This window comes from Aureimonas sp. Leaf454 (assembly GCF_001424685.1).
Classification (GTDB): Bacteria; Pseudomonadota; Alphaproteobacteria; order Rhizobiales; family Rhizobiaceae; genus Plantimonas.
The window spans coordinates 156,276-172,886 of sequence record NZ_LMQT01000023.1 but is presented as its reverse complement, the minus strand read 5'-3'; the positions used below and the strand labels follow the sequence as shown (position 1 = coordinate 172,886).

General features: G+C 67.9%; 13 protein-coding genes, 1 other RNA gene and 1 pseudogene. 8 read left to right on the top strand and 7 right to left on the bottom strand.

The features are described from left to right. Positions 1 to 19 precede the first annotated feature (19 nt). The 3 genes from ASG43_RS18510 to ASG43_RS23810 form a co-directional block, all read right to left on the bottom strand. Complete coding sequence (locus tag ASG43_RS18510) at positions 20 to 1,900, bottom strand: extracellular solute-binding protein (protein WP_056508160.1); 1,881 nt, start codon at positions 1,898 to 1,900, stop codon at positions 20 to 22. After that, the gene (locus ASG43_RS18505; RefSeq protein WP_244488159.1) at positions 1,897 to 3,885 is read right to left on the bottom strand and encodes an extracellular solute-binding protein; all 1,989 of its coding nucleotides are present in this window, start codon (positions 3,883 to 3,885) and stop codon (positions 1,897 to 1,899) included. The genes ASG43_RS18510 and ASG43_RS18505 overlap by 4 nt, the downstream gene beginning before the upstream one ends. 240 nt (positions 3,886 to 4,125) lie before the next feature. Next, a complete protein-coding gene (locus tag ASG43_RS23810; RefSeq protein ID WP_156386776.1) occupies positions 4,126 to 5,385 on the bottom strand; it encodes a cytochrome c family protein in 1,260 nt (419 codons plus the stop codon). A gap of 194 nt (positions 5,386 to 5,579) precedes the next feature. On the opposite strand from ASG43_RS23810, the gene ASG43_RS18495 reads away from it, so the two are divergent. Both ASG43_RS18495 and ASG43_RS18490 read left to right on the top strand, forming a co-directional pair. Beyond that, a complete protein-coding gene (locus tag ASG43_RS18495) occupies positions 5,580 to 6,320 on the top strand; it encodes a 3-deoxy-manno-octulosonate cytidylyltransferase (protein WP_056508159.1) in 741 nt (246 codons plus the stop codon). Continuing rightward, on the top strand, positions 6,317 to 7,252 hold the full coding sequence (locus ASG43_RS18490) for a prephenate dehydratase (protein ID WP_056508158.1): 936 nt from the start codon (positions 6,317 to 6,319) through the stop codon (positions 7,250 to 7,252). Before ASG43_RS18495 ends, ASG43_RS18490 begins: the two co-directional genes overlap by 4 nt. A gap of 39 nt (positions 7,253 to 7,291) precedes the next feature. Here the strand turns inward: ASG43_RS18490 and nudC are convergent, their stop codons facing one another. Both nudC and ASG43_RS18480 read right to left on the bottom strand, forming a co-directional pair. Then, the gene (gene nudC, locus ASG43_RS18485; protein ID WP_056508157.1) at positions 7,292 to 8,224 is read right to left on the bottom strand and encodes an NAD(+) diphosphatase; all 933 of its coding nucleotides are present in this window, start codon (positions 8,222 to 8,224) and stop codon (positions 7,292 to 7,294) included. Beyond that, positions 8,221 to 8,634, bottom strand: a complete 414-nt coding sequence (locus ASG43_RS18480) for an HIT family protein (RefSeq protein ID WP_056508156.1) — start codon at positions 8,632 to 8,634, stop codon at positions 8,221 to 8,223. Before ASG43_RS18480 ends, nudC begins: the two co-directional genes overlap by 4 nt. 65 nt (positions 8,635 to 8,699) lie before the next feature. Between ASG43_RS18480 and ffs the strand changes: the two genes are divergently transcribed. Further along, positions 8,700 to 8,796, top strand: an RNA gene (gene ffs / locus ASG43_RS22340) — signal recognition particle sRNA small type. Between the two features lie 72 nt (positions 8,797 to 8,868). Here the strand turns inward: ffs and ASG43_RS18475 are convergent. Further along, entirely contained in the window at positions 8,869 to 9,522 is a 654-nt protein-coding gene (locus tag ASG43_RS18475) for an isoprenylcysteine carboxylmethyltransferase family protein (RefSeq protein ID WP_056508408.1), read from the bottom strand. A 102-nt stretch (positions 9,523 to 9,624) separates the two neighbouring features. Here ASG43_RS18475 and ASG43_RS18470 point away from each other — a divergent pair, with 102 nt between their 5' ends. From ASG43_RS18470 to ASG43_RS18450, 5 genes are all read left to right on the top strand, one after another. Further along, a complete protein-coding gene (locus ASG43_RS18470) occupies positions 9,625 to 11,463 on the top strand; it encodes a DNA polymerase III subunit gamma/tau (RefSeq protein WP_056508155.1) in 1,839 nt (612 codons plus the stop codon). Between the two features lie 32 nt (positions 11,464 to 11,495). Beyond that, positions 11,496 to 11,819, top strand: a complete 324-nt coding sequence (locus ASG43_RS18465) for a YbaB/EbfC family nucleoid-associated protein (RefSeq protein ID WP_056508154.1) — start codon at positions 11,496 to 11,498, stop codon at positions 11,817 to 11,819. A gap of 209 nt (positions 11,820 to 12,028) precedes the next feature. Continuing rightward, entirely contained in the window at positions 12,029 to 12,634 is a 606-nt protein-coding gene (gene recR / locus ASG43_RS18460) for a recombination mediator RecR (RefSeq protein ID WP_056508153.1), read from the top strand. Between the two features lie 55 nt (positions 12,635 to 12,689). Next, positions 12,690 to 13,307, top strand: coding sequence for a LysE family translocator (locus tag ASG43_RS18455; RefSeq protein WP_056508152.1), 618 nt, complete (start codon positions 12,690 to 12,692; stop codon positions 13,305 to 13,307). Between the two features lie 11 nt (positions 13,308 to 13,318). Continuing rightward, positions 13,319 to 14,557 carry a lytic murein transglycosylase gene (locus ASG43_RS18450; protein WP_056508151.1) on the top strand — a complete coding sequence of 413 codons (1,239 nt, stop codon included), beginning with the start codon at positions 13,319 to 13,321 and terminating at the stop codon, positions 14,555 to 14,557. Positions 14,558 to 14,647: 90 nt separating this feature from the next. Here the strand turns inward: ASG43_RS18450 and ASG43_RS18445 are convergent. After that, positions 14,648 to 16,219: pseudogene (locus ASG43_RS18445) on the bottom strand (PhoX family phosphatase); the annotation flags it as partial. Positions 16,220 to 16,611: the final 392 nt, after the last annotated feature.

The window sequence follows — 16,611 nt, the reverse complement described above, 5'->3', positions numbered from 1 at the left end:
CCCGGCGGGCGGCACGGGATCAGGCCCGGCCGATCGCCTTGGCCCGTGCCTCGTCGTACCACCAGAGTGATTCGACGGGGAAGCCATAGTCGGGTTTCGGCTCCTTGAAGCCGAAGAGGTCCCAATAGGCAACGCGGTGCATGTCCGCATTGATGTTCGGGATCCAGTCGAGCCGGGCGCGCAGCACCCGGTCGAGGCAGAGAATGGCGGTGGTCAGGTCCGCGCGCGTCGTGGCCTCTCCGACCTTGGCGATGATGGCATCCACGGCGGGATCGGCGATGCCGGGGAAGTTGTAGGACCCCGGCACGTTCCGGGCGCGGCTGCCGAAGAACAGGCCGAGTCCCTCGCGCGTCGGCGTCGCGCCGAGCGAGAAGGCGGCGAGAATCATGTCGTAGTCGAAGCGCTGCTGCCGGTCCTGATACTGCGCCTCGTCCACCAGCCGGAAGCTCGCATCGACTCCGATCCGCCGCAGCGTGTCGAAGAACTTGCCGTAGACGCGCTGCTGCTCGGCGCCGTTGATCATGTATTCCAGCCGGAACGGCTCGCCCTTGCCATTGACGAGACCCGAGCCCTGCCGCGTCCATCCCGCCTCGTCGAAGAGCTTCACGGCCTCGCGCAGGAGCCTGCGGTCGTTGCCGGTCCCGTCCGAGACCGGCTGGACCCAGACGTCCCCGAAGACCCCCTCGGGCACCTGCCCGCGCAGGGGTTCGAGGATCGCGAGTTCCGCCTCGGACGGCCGGCCCGCCGCCTTGTAGGGCGAGCCCTCGAAGGGCGAATCCGAATGGGTGCGCAGTCCGAAGAGAATGTTCTGGTTCGTCCATTCGAAGTCGAAGCAGAGATTGATCGCACGGCGCACGCGCGGATCGGCGAAGCGCTCCCGACGCTGGTTCAGCGCCCAGCACTGGAACTTCGGCCGCGTTTCCACCGGGAATTCGCGCTTGATCACGTGGCCGGCCGCGACGGCGGGAAAATCGTACTCGACGGCCCAGGACCGCGTGGTGAACTCCTCGCGGAAGGTGATCTCGCCCTTCTTGAAGGCCTCGAGCGCGGGTTGGCGGTCGCGAAAGAAGTCGATGCGGATGGTTTGGAAATGATCGAGCCCGCGCGCGAACGCCAGGTCCTTCGCCCAGTAGTCCTCGCGCTTCTCGTATTCGATGAAGCGTCCGACCTCCATGCGCCCGATCCGCCGCCCGCCGCTGCCGGGAATGACGTCGAGGCCTGTGCGCTCGAAGGGACGATCGGCGAAGAACGCTTCCGGCACGACGGGAAGTCCGAAGGCCTCCAGCGTCTCCTGATAGGTCTGCTTCCCCGAAAAGGTCAGCCGAAAGGTCTGCGCATCGACGGCGACCGCTTCGGTCATTTCCCGCAGCGAGACGGCGATGGAGGGATGCCCCTTCTCCTTCAGCGTCCGGTAGGTGAAGGCGACGTCCCCGGCCGTTACCGGCGCGCCGTCCGAAAATCTGGCCTCCGGCCGCAGCGCGAAGGTGAAGACGTTGCGGTCGGCGGAGATCTCGACCGTCGAGGCGAGCGCGCCGTAGAGACTGTCCGGCTCGTCCAGCGAGGAGACCATGAGCCCGTCATAGAGGCTTTCGATCCGGGGCGGCGCATTGCCTTGGAGGATGAAGGTGTTCAGCGTGTCGAAGGTCTGCGGCGACTGGTTCAGAATCCAGTTCGGCACGGAATAGTTCATCCGTCCGCCCTGCGGCGCCTCCGGCGTCGCATAGTCGAAGGCCTGGAAGTTCGCGGGATATTTCAGGTCGCCGAAGGCCGAGAGCCCGTGCAGCGGCGTGTCGGTCGCAACGTCCGCGAAGGCCCGGAGGGGCAGGGCCGATGCGAGGCCGGCCGCGCCGAGCCCCTGGAGAAGTCGCCGGCGGGTGAGGCGGGAAAGAGCCGTGCTCATTGCTGCGCCGGCACCTTCGCCGCCTTGGCTTCGTCCCACCACCAGATCGTCGGCCAGCCGTCCGAAAACTCCGGAAGCTCGGGGTGCGAGAAGCGGTCCCAGTAGGCGACGCGCTCGTCCTTGGGAACATAGGACGGTATGATGTACTGGTTCGCCATGAGAACGCGGTCGAGCGCCCGCGTGGCGGCGACGAGCGTGTCGCGGTCCTTGGCCTGCACCACCTGGCGCACCAGTTCGTCGACGGCGGGATCCTTGATCCCGGCGTAGTTCTGGGAGGCCGGCTTGTCCGCCGCGGCGGAACCGAAATAGTCGTATTGCTCGTTGCCCGGCGAGAGCGACTGGGCGAGGCCGCTGTAGATCATGTCGTAGTCGCGTGCCCGGATGCGGTTGATGTATTGCGAGGGATCGACCGGCCGGATGCGCATCTCGACGCCGATGCGCTTCAGGCTCTCCTGATACTGCGCGACGACGCCCGACAGCCCGTCGCCGTTGAGGAGGATTTCGAAGGACAGGGGCTCGCCCGTCGCGGCGTTCACCATGCGCCCGCCGCGCTGCTCGTAGCCTGCCTGCTTCAGAAGCCTCACGGCCTCGCGCAGATTGTCGCGGATCCGGGCATTGTCGCCGCTGACCGGGTTGACGGCCGGTCCGGCGAAGGCGGTCTCCGGGATCTGCCCGCGCAACGGCTCCAGGATGGCGAGCTCAACCGGGGAGGGCGTTCCGGTCGCGGCGAGTTCGGTGTTGAAGAACCAGGAGTTCGGGCGGACATACTCGCCGAAGAACAGCGTACGCTGCATCGTCTCGAAATCGAGCGCGAAGTTCAACGCGCGGCGAAGGTCGGCATTCTGGAAGAGCGGGCGGCGCAGGTTCGGCACGAAGCCGACCATCAGGCCCGAGGAACGATAGCTGTTCTCGAAGCGCGCCTGCTTCACCCAGCCGTTGCGCACGGCCGGAAAGTCGTAGCCCGTCGCCCAGCGCGACGCCTTGTTCTCGCTCCAGAAGTCGAACTGGTTCGCCTTGAAGGCCTCGAAGGCGACCGTGTCGTCACGGAAGTAGATGTAATCGATCCGGTCGAAATTGTACTGGCCGATGTTGATCGGCAGGTCCGCGCCCCACCAGTCCTTCACGCGCTCGTAGGAGATGCCGCGTCCCGTCGAGGAGGAGGCGATTGTGTAGGGACCGGAGCCGAGCGGCGCTTCCAGCGTCGTCTCCGCGATGTCGCGCTGTCGCCCGTTCGAATCCTTGCCGGTCCACCAGTGCTTCGGCAGCACGAGAAGCTGGCCGACGATGTTGGGAAGCTCGCGATTGTTCTTCTCGTCGAAGGTGAAGGTCACCTCGTTCTCGGCCGTCGCCGCGGCCTCGACGACGTGGCGGTAATAGAAACCTTGGCTCGCATTGACCTCCTTCAGCGACCGGAAGCTCCAGATCACGTCGTCGGGCGTGATCGGTTGTCCGTCGTGCCAGCGCGCCTTGGGGTTGATGCGATAGGTCACGGACGAGAAGTCGGGCGGAAACGAGACGGCATCGGCGATCCGCCCGTAATTCGTCGAGGTCTCGTCCATGGTGGGCGAAGCCAGCGTCTCGTAGATGAGCCCGAGCCCTTCCACGACGTCGCCCTTGGAGACGATGGGATTGAAGCTGTCGAAGCTCCCGATGGCGTCCAGTCGGATCCGTCCACCCTTCGGCGCCTGCGGGTTGACATAGTCGAGATGCGGAAAGCCCTCGCGGTATTTCAGCTCTCCGAGAAGCGACGAGCCGATCCGCCAGTCCCGCGTGGCGGCGGTCGCCGGCGCCGCCGGTGCGATCGGGACGGGCGCGGTCGCTGACGCTGACGCCGGCTCGCTCCCTGGAGGCGCGGGCGGGGTCGCGGCGGGAGCCCCCTGGACCGTGGTCGCCGTCTGGCTGTCCTGCGCCGTGGCCGGCAGAGCCGAGACGCCCGCCATCAAGATGGCGAGGGCGGGAACGAGGCGGCGCGCGATGGGCGTCAAGGAGAACCTCCGATGCGGTGGACGTCGATATCCACGCTTTGTTCGAGACTGTGGCCTTCGTTCGGCGCAGGAACGAGCATGACGAAGTCTTAACCGCCGCAGCACCCATGTCCAACGGTGGAACCGGACCGGCCTATCACGATCCCGAAGGTCCGTGAGCACGCGGTCGACGGGACCCGGATGCGAAAAGGGCTCCGGCCTTGCGGCGGAGCCCTCGTCGTTTCAGCCTGGATCGTCCGCTTACTGCGGTCCGCCTGCGCCCGTCTCGTCGTAGCTGCGCAGGAACGCGATGACGTTGGCGATGTCCTCGGGCTTCTTCAGGCCGGGGAAAGCCATCTTGGTGCCGGGCACTTCGGCCTTGGGGTTGGCAAGCCAAGCGGTCAGCGTGGCGTCGTCCCAGGTCGGATGGGCGCCGGCATAGGCCTTGAGGGCCGGGGAGAAGGCGTAGCCTTCCACCGAGGCGACGGCCTCGCCGTAGATTCCATTCAACTCGGGGCCGATCTTGTTGGCGGCGTTCGGGCCGACGGCATGGCAGGCCTGGCACTTCTTGAAGACCTGAGCGCCGGCCTTGGCGTCCCCGGCGCTGGCGACCTCCGTCGCGGCGGGAGCGGCGGGCGTCACCGCGCCCTGCTGCTGCGGAGCGGCGGGAGCCGGCGCAGCCGGAGCGGGTGCTGCAGCCGGTGCGGCGGGTGCGGGTGCTGCAGCCGGAGCCGCCGGGGCAGGAGCCGCCGGGGCCGGCGCGGCGGGTGCTGCCGCAGGAGCCGCCGGAGCCGCGCCTTCGGCCGCCGCTGCGGCGGGAGCCGGCGTGGCGGGCGTGTTCGCCGGCGTCGGGCCGGAACCTTCGGTCGTGGTCTCCGCGCCCGAAGCCGGTGCGGCCGGGGCGTCGGCCGGCGCGGTCGCGGCCGGTGCGGCGTCGGCGCTCGCGGCAGCCGGCTCGGCGGCCGCCGTCGGCTCTGGCAGCGGCGGCGGGCTGTCCGAAAGCGTGCGCAGATAGGCGAGAAGATCGGCGCGGCCCTGCGGGTCCTTGATGCCGGCAAAGCCCATGGCGGTGCCCGCGACATACTGCTTGGGCGCCTTCAGGAAGCCGTAGAGGTGGTCGTAGTCCCACTTCGTCTCGCCGCCCTTGGCGAATTCCTTCATGCCCGCCGAATAGGAAAATCCTTCGTGGACCGCGACCGGGCGGTTGACGATGTCCCAGAGATCGGGGCCGACCTTGTTCGGTCCGCCCTTCTCGCCGGAATGGCAGGCCTGGCACTTCTTGAACTCGTTGGCGCCCGTCTCGGCATTGGCCGAGACCATGAGCGTGGCGATCGCAGGATCCTCCGCCGCGGCGGGTGCGCCGCCGCCGTCGGCCGGTGCTTCGGCTGCGACGATCGCGTAGCCGGGCTGCTCCGGCGCTTCGGAATGGAACAAGCCGTCCGCGAGCAGGCTGCCGCCGAACACGACGAAGACCGTGCCGAGCACGGCTCCGAAGATCTTGTTGGCCTCTAAGGAATCCATGAGAACGGCGGCTCCTGACATGCCGGCCGCCATTGCGGCCCTTCGAACGTGATACGAAACGCGCGGACGCTAGGTCCTTTGCGGTTAACAGACAACACCTGTAAGAGGCGTTCTAAACGACCTTTTGACACCTCGGAGCGCGGCGTTCAATCGCCCCCGGCGCTTCTTTCTTCACGAAGGCCCTCCTTCCCCCGATGTCCGTCCTCATCCTCGTTCCCTCGCGCCTCGCTTCGACGCGTCTTCCCGGCAAGCCGCTGGCCGATATCGGCGGCCTCCCGATGATCGTCCGCGTCGCCGAGCGCGCTGCGGCATCGCGCCTCGGCCGCGTCGTCGTCGCGACGGATGCGGGCGAGATCGCCGAGGTCGTCCGCTCCGCGGGCTTCGAATGCGCGATGACGCGGGTCGACCACGTCTCCGGCTCCGACCGCATCCACGAGGCGCTGCAGTCGATCGATCCCGGCCGAACGGTCGACACCGTCGTCAACCTCCAGGGCGATCTTCCGACGATCGATCCGTCCATCGTCGGTCAAGTGCTGGAACCCCTGAAGGATCCGTCCTGCGACATCGCGACCCTCGTCGTCGAGATCACGGACGAGGCCGAGCGAACCAATCCGAACGTCGTGAAGATGGTGGGAACGCCCGTCGCGCCGGATCGCTTGCGGGCTCTCTATTTCACCCGCGCCACTGCTCCCTGGGGCGAGGGGCCGCTCTATCACCATGTCGGCATCTACGCCTATCGCCGCGCGGCGCTGGAGCGCTTCGTCGAGCTTCCCGCCTCGACGCTGGAGCTGCGCGAACGGCTGGAGCAGCTGCGCGCGCTCGAAGCCGGCATGACCATCATGGCCGGCATCGTCGACACGGTTCCGCTCGGCGTCGACACGCCGGCCGATCTCGAACGCGCTCGCCGTCATCTCGAAGAGGAGAAGCGGTCATGAGCCGCGTTCGTAAGATCTCGTTCCAGGGCGAACCCGGCGCCAATTCCGACATGGCCTGCCGCACCGTCTTCGGCGATGCGCTGGAGCCGATGCCCTGCGCCTCCTTCGACGAGGCCTTCGAGGCGGTGAAGACCGGCGAGGCCGAACTCGCCATGATCCCGATCGAGAACACGCTCGCCGGTCGCGTCGCCGACATCCACCATCTCATGCCGCGCTCGGGCCTGCAGATCATCGGCGAGCATTTCATGCCGATCCACTTCCAGCTGATGGTGAAGCCGGGCGTCGCCCGCGAGGAGATCCGCGCCGTCCACAGCCATGTCCATGCGATCGGCCAGTGCCGCGAATTTCTGAAGCGCAACGGCTGGAAGCCGGTCGTCGCCGGGGATACGGCGGGCGCGGCCCGCGAGGTCTCCGAGATGGCGGACCGCAGCCAGGCCGCCCTCGCGCCGGAACTCGCCGCCGGCTATTACGGCCTCGACATCCTCGACCGGAACGTCGAGGACAGCGATTCCAACGTCACGCGCTTCGTCATCCTGCGTGATCCCGAGCGCGTCGACATGGCCGACGAGGAGGAGCGGCGCTTGAGCCTCTGGGCTCCGCGCGATCCGCGCCTCAACGAGACCGAGCGCGCCTATATCAGCCGCGACGTGGTGACGACCTTCGTCTTCCGCGTCCGCAACATTCCGGCCGCCCTCTACAAGGCGCTCGGCGGTTTCGCCACCAACGGCATCAACATGACGAAGCTGGAGAGCTACCAGATCGGCGGAAGCTTCTCCGCGACGCAGTTCTACGCCGATATCGAGGGTCATCCCCACGATCCCGCCGTCGCCCGGGCTCTGGAGGAGCTCCGCTTCTTCTCCGCCGAATACCGCAATCTCGGCGTCTATCGCGCGGCGGAGAACCGGCACGCGCTTCTGCTGCCGGCCGAGTGAACCGTCCTGCGGCGAGCCCGGTTCAGGAGCTCGCCAGCATCAGACCGTCGTCGATCCGTCGACGAAGGCCTTCACCAGATGATGGGCGATTGCGAAGCTTTTCGGGGCCGCGAGGCCGTCGGCATGCGTTCCCGCCATCATGGCCGCGACCTCGTCCCGATGGAACCAGCGGCAGTCCTCCAGTTCCTCCCCGTCGAACGAGACCTCGAAGCTCGTGGCGAGCGCCGTGCAGCCGATCATCAGCGAGCCTGGAAACGGCCAGGGCTGCGAGGCGAGATATCTCACCGTCCCGACCTCGATCCCGGCCTCCTCCAGCGTCTCGCGCCGCACCGCGTCCTCCAGCGTTTCGCCCGGCTCGATGAAGCCGGCGAGGCAGGACCACATCTTCTCGGGGAAGCGCGGCTGGCGGCCGAGAATGCAGCGGTCGGCGCCGTCGTGGATCAGCATGATCGAGACGGGATCGGTCCGGGGAAAGTGCGTGTCGCCGCAGCCGGGGCACGTGCGGCGGTAGCCGGCGGCCTCGGGGACGGTCGGCGTGCCGCAGCGCCCGCAGAAGCGCGACTTGGCATGCCAGTTCAGGAAGTGCTCGGCCTGCCCGAGCTGTCCTTCGATGTCGGGATCGAGCGCGCCGCCATTCGCCAGCGGGCGCAGCCCCATGGCGGCGAGCCCCGCGCCTTCGCCCGCCGCGGCGCTGGCGGTGACGGCGAGGGAGGGCGCGCCCGACGCATCGTGTCCAAGGAGAACCGCGGCGGAAAGATCCGAGCCGAGCGCTTGGGCCGTGGCGACGTCGAGGACCGGATCCGCCGTTTCGCCGTCGCCCCGGCAGAGCCAGAACCCTTCGGCGGCGACGAAGACCCGCGCGCCGGAATGGCCGAGCGCCGCCGCGAGCGTTTCCGCGGTCCGTGTCTCTCCGCCGCGCTCCAGGCGGTTTCCGGCAAAGCCCAGCCGGAGGTCCCGGGTCCCGCCGCTCACGAGGCGAGCACCGCGTCGCGCAGCCGCCCGACGGATCGATCGGCGTCCGCGGCATCGTAGACCTCGGCCATGCCGTGGCCCCAGACCGGACCCGGCCACCCCGCGTCGCCTTCGTTGCGCGCGATGATGTGGAGATGCAGCATTGCGACCATGTTCCCGAGAGCGCCGACATTCATCTTCTTTGCACCGAACGCTCGCTTCATCGCCTCGGACACCGTCACGGTCTCGAAGGTGAGCAGCGCCTGATCGAGCGGCGTCAGCTCGAAGATCTCCGAGACGGAGGGCCGGCGGGGCACGAGAATCGCCCAGGGCCAGCGCCGGTCGTTCATCAGGCGGAGCTCGCAGAGCCCCAGGGTCGCGACGGGGAGCGTATCCCGGGCCAGGCGCGAATCGAGTTGGAATGGGTGCATCGCCATCCTTCGCATGCCCGGCGCGGCCCTTGCAATCGGTCCGCAGCCCTGCGATATGAGCCCTGGGAGGTTGGTGGTGGACGAGCCACTCGCCAACCGGGTCAGGTCCGGAAGGAAGCAGCCCCAACGAGCACGGCACGGGTCATCGTGCCAGCCTCCCACCCTTTCCCTCGACGCTCTATCGATCGTGACGACGGCCCCGCTCGAGTGGGACCCTCGGTGATGCCGGGTGCGTCAGGGCAGCAGGAGGCGGATCGGCAGATAGCCGCCGGCCTGGAGCAACTCGATCCCTTCGAAGAGCGGGATCGCCGCGAGAAAGACCAGTCCGTCCGTCAAGGTGCGATAGACCCGGTCCGTGCGAATCGTCATTTCCGGGCGGTCCCGATAGGCGCAGACATTCGGAACGAAGCGCGGAACGCGATCCAGATAGGCCTGGTAGGGCGCGCCGAAGAGGCGGGCGAGATGACGCTCCTCGCGACGGATCACCGGCTGGAAGGCAAGTGCGCAACCGGCCGCGAACGCGAGCGCGAGGATCACGCTTCCCGTCTGTGCGCCGACACCGGCCGCGGCGACCGTTGAGAAAAGGTAGAGCGGATTGCGCGTCATCGAATAGGGGCCGGCATCCACGATCTCCGCCGACTTCCGCCCGCCGATGTAGAACGTGCACCAGATCCGGCCCGCGATGCCGACGACCATCAGGGCGAAGCCGACCTGTTCGATGAGTTCGTGCACCGCCTGGCCATGGCTGGAGCCGACGACGGCGAGGGCCAGGAAAGCGGCAGCGAGAAGCGCGGCCAGAACGCCGCGGCGCAGGCGCTGGAAATGCGAGAGATCCAAGTCGGCCCCCAGGGTTCGATATCGCGGGGGACCATCGCCCCGGTCGGGCATCTCGCCCGGCGCACTTTGAACGGCCGGCATCATGGCTTAAGTGAGGAGCATGGCGCTTCGACTCCCTTGGCTTCGACCCTTCCGACCCCGCGGTCCCGCCCGATGAGCGCGACCGATCCGGCCGCCGCGCCCTATCGGGTGCTGGCCCGAAAGTACCGGCCTCAGAGCTTCGATGACCTGATCGGCCAGGAGCCGATGGTGCGCACGCTGACGAACGCCTTCGAGACCGGTCGCATCGCGCAGGCCTGGATGCTGACGGGCGTGCGCGGCGTCGGCAAGACGACGACGGCCCGCATCCTCGCCCGCGCGCTGAACTACGAGACGGCCGAGATCCACGAGCCGACGATCCACATGAAGGAGCCCGGCGTCCACGACCGGGCGATCATGGAAGGGCGGCATGTCGACGTCGTCGAGATGGACGCGGCCTCCCATACGGGCATCGACGACATTCGCGAGATCATCGCCCAGGTGCGCTACCGCCCGGTGTCCGCGCGCTACAAGGTCTACATCATCGACGAGGTCCACATGCTCTCCAACCAGGCCTTCAACGGCTTGTTGAAGACGCTGGAGGAGCCGCCGGAGCATGTGAAATTCGTCTTCGCCACGACCGAGATCCGCAAGGTGCCGATCACCGTCCTGTCGCGTTGCCAGCGCTTCGACCTGCGCCGCGTCGACGCCGCCAAGCTGATCGGTCATCTCCGCCGCATCTGCGAGGCCGAGGCCGTTCCCGCCGAGGACGACGCGCTCCGTCTGATCGCGCGGGCGGCCGAGGGCTCCGTGCGCGACGCCCTGTCGCTGACCGATCAGGCGATCGCCCACGGGGCGGGCGCGGTCGGCGCGCAAGCCGTGCGCGACATGCTGGGCCTCGCGGACCGGGGACGGGTGATCGATCTCTTCGAACACCTGATGAAGGGCGACGCGCGTGCGGCGCTGATGGAGCTTCGCGACCAGTATGACGGCGGCGCGGACCCCGTCGTGATCCTTTCCGATCTCGCCGACTTCACCCATCTCGTCACCTCCTTCCGCTTCGTGCCGGGCGCGGCCGAGGACCCGACGCTGGCGCCGGCCGAATCGCAGCGCGGCCTCGACCTCTCCCAGCGTCTCTCGGTCCGCACCCTGTCGCAGGTCTGGCAGATGCTGCTGAAGGCGGTCGAGGAGGCGAGGGCGGCGAGCGCTCCCCGTCAGGCGGCGGAGATGGCGATGATCCGCATCGCCTATGCCGCCGACCTGCCCTCGCCGATCGACCTCCTGCGCGAGTTGCGCGGCGGGGGCGACATGCCGGCGGCGCCGGCGGCGCCCGCCGGGCCGAGAGACGCTTCCCTCGTGGAGGCGCGCGCGCCGCAGCCGGCGACGTCGTCGCAGACCGCAGCGCCGCCCCCGGCTCGCCTCTCGATCGCGTCCGGAGGCGGAGGAGAAGCGCGGGCGCAGACCTTCGCGCCCGCTCCGACGGCGATGCCGACACCGGAGCCGCCGGCGCAGATGCCGCGCTATGACTCCATCGAGGCGCTCGTCGCGCTCGCCGAGGAGAAGCGCGATTCCAAGATGCGCGCCTATCTCCGTCGCTATGTCCGGCCGGTGAAGGTCGAGGACGGGCGCCTGGAGATCGAGCTGACCGACGAGGCGCCCCGCACGCTTCCCGGCGATCTCCAGCGCAAGCTTCTCGAGTGGACCGGCAAGCGCTGGACCGTGACGATCTCGAGCGGGGGACGCCCGACCGTGGAGGAAGGCGAGGCGGCGCGCCACACGGCCCTCGTCACCGATGCCGCGGAGGATCCCGAGGTGGCGGCCATCCTGCAACTCTTTCCCGGCTCGCGCGTCGTCGGAGTGAGGCTGCGCGGCGAGGCGGCGGAGGCCGAAGCGGCCGATCTGTCCGGCGACGCCGCGATGATCGAGGACGCCCGGAACGACCCGCCGGTCGACGACGAGGACGACGAGCCCTGACGGGGTGAACGCAACGACTGGAAAGGACGGCCATGAAGGACCTCATGGGGATGATGAAGCAGGCCAAGGCCATGCAGGAGAAGATGCAGGGCCTCCAGGAGGAGATCGGCAACATCACCGCCACCGGCGAATCCGGCGGCGGTCTCGTCCGCGTGACGCTGAACGGGCGCTCCGAACTGACAGCCCTGTCGATCGACCCTTCCCTCGCCAAGCCGGAGGAGAAGGACATTCTGGAGGATCTCCTGATCGCCGCGCATGCGGAGGCCAAGCGTCGCCTCGAGCACGAAATTCAGGAAAAGACGCAGGCCCTCACCGCCGGCCTCCAATTGCCGGGCGGCCTGAAACTGCCGTTCTAGCCCCCCGGCTGGAGCCCCGGACGCCTCAAAGCCTGCGCGACGTCGGCCGACATCCTCGGATCGGCGCCTCGCGCCGCTGAGGCAGCCGGTCCGATCATGGGGACGATGCGGCGGGACGGCGATGTGCCGAGGTCCGGCGATCGCGGCCCGATCCATCCTCTGGCGTGGCTGCAGGCCCGCCGCTCGCACGCGAATCGAACGTCGACACGATGGCCAAATCCATAGCCGGTCCCGAGATCGAGCGGCTGATCCAATTGCTCGCCAAGCTGCCCGGCCTCGGACCCCGTTCGGCGCGGCGGGCGGTGCTGCATCTCGTCAAGCGCCGCGAGCAGCTCCTGTCGCCGCTGGCGAGCGCCATGGCCGAGGCGCTCGACCGGGTCGTCGTGTGCTCCCATTGCGGCAACATCGACACGCGCGACCCCTGCACGATCTGCTGCGATCCCGCGCGCGACCAGACGCTCGTCGTCGTCGTGGAGGATGTTTCCGATCTCTGGGCGCTGGAGCGCGCCAAGGCCCTGTCCGCCGCCTATCACGTTCTCGGCGGGGTCCTGTCGCCGCTGGAGGGCGTCGGGCCGGAGGATCTCACCATCCGAAGGCTCGTCGAGCGCGTCGCCTCCGGCGACGTGCGCGAGGTCATCGTCGCCGTCAACGCCACCGTGGAGGGCCAGACGACGGCGCATTACATCATCGATCAGCTCGCCGGCTTCGACGTGAAGATCACGCGTCTCGCGCACGGCGTGCCGGTCGGCGGCGAACTCGATTATCTCGACGAGGGCACGCTGTCGGCGGCCATGCGGGCCAGAACCGCATTCTGAAGCCGGCGACGTTCTGCTAGGACGATCGGCGACGCCTTGCCCCGCGGAGCCGACGATGACGCCCTCCAGCCTTGCCGCCTACAGTCTGGCCCTCGCCATCGCGGCTGCGATCCCCGGTCCCGGCGTCATCGCCCTCGTGGCGCGTTCGCTCGGCTCGGGCTTCCGGCACGGGCTCGCCTTTCTCGCCGGCCTCGTGCTCGGCGATCTCGCTTATCTCGCCGCGGCCTGCTTCGGGCTCGTCCTCGTCGCGGAAGCCTTCGGCGAGGTCTTCACCCTGATCCGTTACGGAGCCGCCGCCTATCTCGCCTATCTCGCGATCGCCCTCTGGCGCTCGGCTGGGACTGTCGGGCAGATCGAGGCGCTGGCGTCGGAGCGGATCGGCCGAAGTTTCGCGGCCGGATTCATGGTGACGCTGTCGAACCCGAAGACGATCTTCTTTTATCTCGCCCTTCTTCCCACCATCCTCGACCTCTCGGCGATCGGTCTGCCCGACTTCGCCATCCTCGTTCCCGTCACCGCCCTCGTCCTCGTCGTGGTGCTCACCCCCTATGCCGCGCTCGCCTGGCGTGCGCGCACGGCTTTGCGTCGCCCCGACATGCTGGCCCGCCTGAACCGCTGCGCGGCGGCCATCCTCGCGGGTGCCGCCGTCTGGACGGTGATGCGACGCGTTTGAAAGATCTCTCCATGTCCCTGAAATTCCATAGGGCCGCTGCGCTGCTCGCGGTGCTTCTCTGTTCGGCGTCTCCCGTTGGGGCTCAAACCTCGGTCGAGGCCGGTTTCCGGACGTTCCTGGAAGCCGACATCTGGCCGGCGGCGAGGGCCAACGGCGTTCCCCGCGCCGTGTTCGACGAAGCGTTCCAGGGGGTGAAGCCCAATCTCGATCTGCCCGATCTGCAGAAGCCCGGCGAGACCGCGAAGGTGGAAGAGGTCAACCGACAGGCGGAGTTCCAGAGCCCCGCCGCCTATTTCGACGAGAAGAAGCTCGGCGGGCTCGTCGCGAAGGGACGGGGTCTCTTGAAGACGCATGCCGCGCTTCTGAAGCGGATCGAGGCCGAAACCGGGGTGCCGGGGTCGATCGTCGTCGCGATCTGGGGCCGCGAGTCCGGTTTCGGCTCCGCGAAGATCCCCCACAACGCCTTCGAGGTGCTCGGCACGAAGGCCTATCTGTCCCGGCGCAAGGAGATGTTCCGCGCGGAGCTGCTGGCGGCGCTCGACATCGTGGCGGACGGTCATCTCAAAGTGTCCGAGATGCGCTCGTCCTGGGCCGGCGCGCTGGGCCAGCCGCAGTTCATGCCGACGAAGTTCAAGGCGCTCGCGGTCGACGAGGACGGCGACGGGCGCCGCGACATCTGGACGTCCGTTCCCGATACGCTCGCCTCGATTGCCCGCTATCTCCAGTCCTACGGCTGGGTGAAAGGCCGCGACTGGGGTTTCGAGGCGAACGTGCCGGACGCCGTCTCCTGCAGCGGCGAGGGGCCCGACAAGGGCCGCCCGATCCGCGCCTTCGTCGCCGACGGCGTCACCCGTGTTTCCGGCAAGCCGTTCCCCGCAGGGGAACTGCCGGCGACGGGTCATCTCATGATGCCGGCCGGCCGTTCCGGCCCGGCCTTCGTCGCCACGCCCAACTTCTACGTCTTGAAGAGCTACAACAATTCCGACCTCTACGCGCTCTTCATCGGCCATGTCGCCGATCGCATGGCCGGTGGGGGCCGCTTCGAAGGCGGATGGGCCGAGGCGACAGGTCTCTCGCGCGGCGATGTCGCGCGCATGCAGGAGCGCCTGCAGGCCGCCGGCTACGACGTCGGCGGCGCCGATGGGCTCCCCGGCTTCAAAACACGCCGCTCGATCGGCGCCTTCGAAGCCAAGGCCGGACGGCCGCAGACCTGCTGGCCCTCGAAGGATCTGGCGCGGCGCCTGAAGTGAAGCGGCAAGGCGCGGCGCAGACGCCGCCGCACCTTCGATTCCCGGGAGAAGGCGGGGCCGGCCGGGGAAAACCGGCGGCCGGCGCCGGCGTCAGGCCGCGGCGATCTTCCCGCCGCCCTGCCGTGTGATGACGACCACCGAGGGGCGCACGGGCATGTCGGGCTTGAAGTCCGGCCAGCGCGTGGACAGGTCCTCGTAGTAGGACAGGCGTCCGAATCCCTCCCAATCCTCGCCGCCGTCGCCGGGATGCTGGACGGCGACGAAGGCGGTCTGAAGATCCGGCAGGAGCAGGGGTCCGCACATCTCGGCGCCGACCGGCACGCGGAAGAAGAGCTTCGACGTGCCACGCGCCGCGCCTTCCGTGTCGACGGCCCAGAGCCCGTCGGTCCGGCCGGTGCCCTTCGGCGAATTGCCGTCGGTGGAGACCCAGAGCCGGCCCTCCGTGTCGACCGCGCAATTGTCGGGCATGCCGAACCAGCCGTTCTTCGTGGTCTCGGTCGAGAAGGTCGCCCCGACCTCGGCGACGGCGGGATCGCCGCATTTCAGCAGAACCTCCCAGCGGCCCTTCGTCGCCGTGAAGTCGCCATCCGCCTCGGCGATTTCGATGATGTGTCCGAAGGCGTTCTTGGCCCGGGGATTGGCGGCGTCGATCTCATCGTCCTTGCGCTTGGTGTTGTTCGTCAGCATCACGTAGACGCGGCCGTTGGTGCCGTTCGGCTGGATGTCCTCCGGACGGTCCATCTTCGTCGCTCCGAGAAGATCGGCGGCCCGGCGCGTCTCGATCAGGACGTCCGCCTGCGACGAGAAGCCGTTCTGGGCCGTCAGCGGACCCTCGCCGAAGACGAGCGGCAGCCATTCCATATCGCCGCTCTCGGCGAACTTCGCGACGTGGAGCGTGCCCTCGTCGAGAAGGTCCATGTTGGCGGCGCGGTTGTCCGGGTCGAACTTGCCGGCGGTCACGAACTTGTAGACGTAGTCGAACCTTTCGTCGTCGCCGAGATAGAAGACGACTCGCCCGTCCTTCGCCACGATCGATTCCGCGCCTTCGTGCTTGAAGCGGCCGAGCGCGGTGCGCTTCTTCGGCATGGACGAGGGATCGTCGACATCCACCTCGACCACCCAGCCGAAGCGGTTCGCCTCGTTCGGCTCCTTCGTCAGGTCGAAGCGGTCGTGGAATTGGCCCCAGGCATAGGTGCCCTCGGGAATGCCGAGGCGCTTGTAGTTGGCGGCCTCCGGATGGCCTTCGGGCAGCGCTCCCATGAAGTAGCCGTGGATGTTCTCCTCGGCCATGACATAGGTGCCCCAGGGCGTGACGCCGCCAGCGCAATTGTTGATCGTGCCGAACACCGTGCGTCCCGTCGCATCGGCCGCCGTCTGGAGGCGCGCATGCCCTGCCGCGGGACCCGTGAGCTGCATCGGGGTGGTCGCCGTGATGCGGCGGTTCTTCGCGCCGTCGGTCGCGACCTGCCACTTGCCGTCGGTCTTGCGGATCTCGACGATCGTGCCGCCATGGGCCGCCATCTCGACGTCGACGCGCGCCTTGTCGGCCGGCGCGACATCGAGGACCTTCACGGTCTTGGTCGGATCCTTTTCGTCCGGCTTTTCGGAAACCGTGACGATGCCGGGAAACATCAGGTGTTCGTTCGTGTATTCGTAGTTTATATTACATACAAATCTGTCCGGCAGGCTTTCGTCAGGGTCGAGGCACCGAGTGATGCGGGGTTTCCGCGAATCTCTACGTGATCCTGCCAACCAGTCTGTCCGCGGACACTTTCCGTACCCGGCGTCAGTCGGGATCCGGTCTGGCTGTCGGGCAGATGCGTAGCCCGATTTGCGAGCGCGGAACGGCTGCTGCCGAACGATCGCCCGCTTCGTCCGACCGCTTGCGAGACTCTTCTACAGTCTTACGTTTTCCCAGACGCCAGTATCGGTTCAAAGTTCGTGCGTAACCTTTGATAGAATGCGCAAATATCCATCGGCCGCTGTGGTAACGTTGCAATAATCCTATGTTGTCGTCATAATGCAGGGCTGCCTGGCCGACATCGGGGCAGCTT

What these genes read in the sequence shown, in the direction of transcription:
- ASG43_RS18450 (WP_056508151.1), top strand. Translation starts at nt 13,319, where the DNA reads ATGTCCCTGAAATTCCATAGGGCCGCTGCGCTGCTCGCGGTGCTTCTC.
- ASG43_RS18455 (WP_056508152.1), top strand. Translation starts at nt 12,690, where the DNA reads ATGACGCCCTCCAGCCTTGCCGCCTACAGTCTGGCCCTCGCCATCGCG.
- ASG43_RS18495 (WP_056508159.1), top strand. Translation starts at nt 5,580, where the DNA reads ATGTCCGTCCTCATCCTCGTTCCCTCGCGCCTCGCTTCGACGCGTCTT.
- ASG43_RS18510 (WP_056508160.1), bottom strand. Translation starts at nt 1,900, where the DNA reads ATGAGCACGGCTCTTTCCCGCCTCACCCGCCGGCGACTTCTCCAGGGG.
- recR (WP_056508153.1), top strand. Translation starts at nt 12,029, where the DNA reads ATGGCCAAATCCATAGCCGGTCCCGAGATCGAGCGGCTGATCCAATTG.
- ASG43_RS18490 (WP_056508158.1), top strand. Translation starts at nt 6,317, where the DNA reads ATGAGCCGCGTTCGTAAGATCTCGTTCCAGGGCGAACCCGGCGCCAAT.
- ASG43_RS18480 (WP_056508156.1), bottom strand. Translation starts at nt 8,634, where the DNA reads ATGCACCCATTCCAACTCGATTCGCGCCTGGCCCGGGATACGCTCCCC.
- ASG43_RS18470 (WP_056508155.1), top strand. Translation starts at nt 9,625, where the DNA reads ATGAGCGCGACCGATCCGGCCGCCGCGCCCTATCGGGTGCTGGCCCGA.
- ASG43_RS18465 (WP_056508154.1), top strand. Translation starts at nt 11,496, where the DNA reads ATGAAGGACCTCATGGGGATGATGAAGCAGGCCAAGGCCATGCAGGAG.
- ASG43_RS23810 (WP_156386776.1), bottom strand. Translation starts at nt 5,385, where the DNA reads ATGGATTCCTTAGAGGCCAACAAGATCTTCGGAGCCGTGCTCGGCACG.
- ASG43_RS18475 (WP_056508408.1), bottom strand. Translation starts at nt 9,522, where the DNA reads ATGCCCGACCGGGGCGATGGTCCCCCGCGATATCGAACCCTGGGGGCC.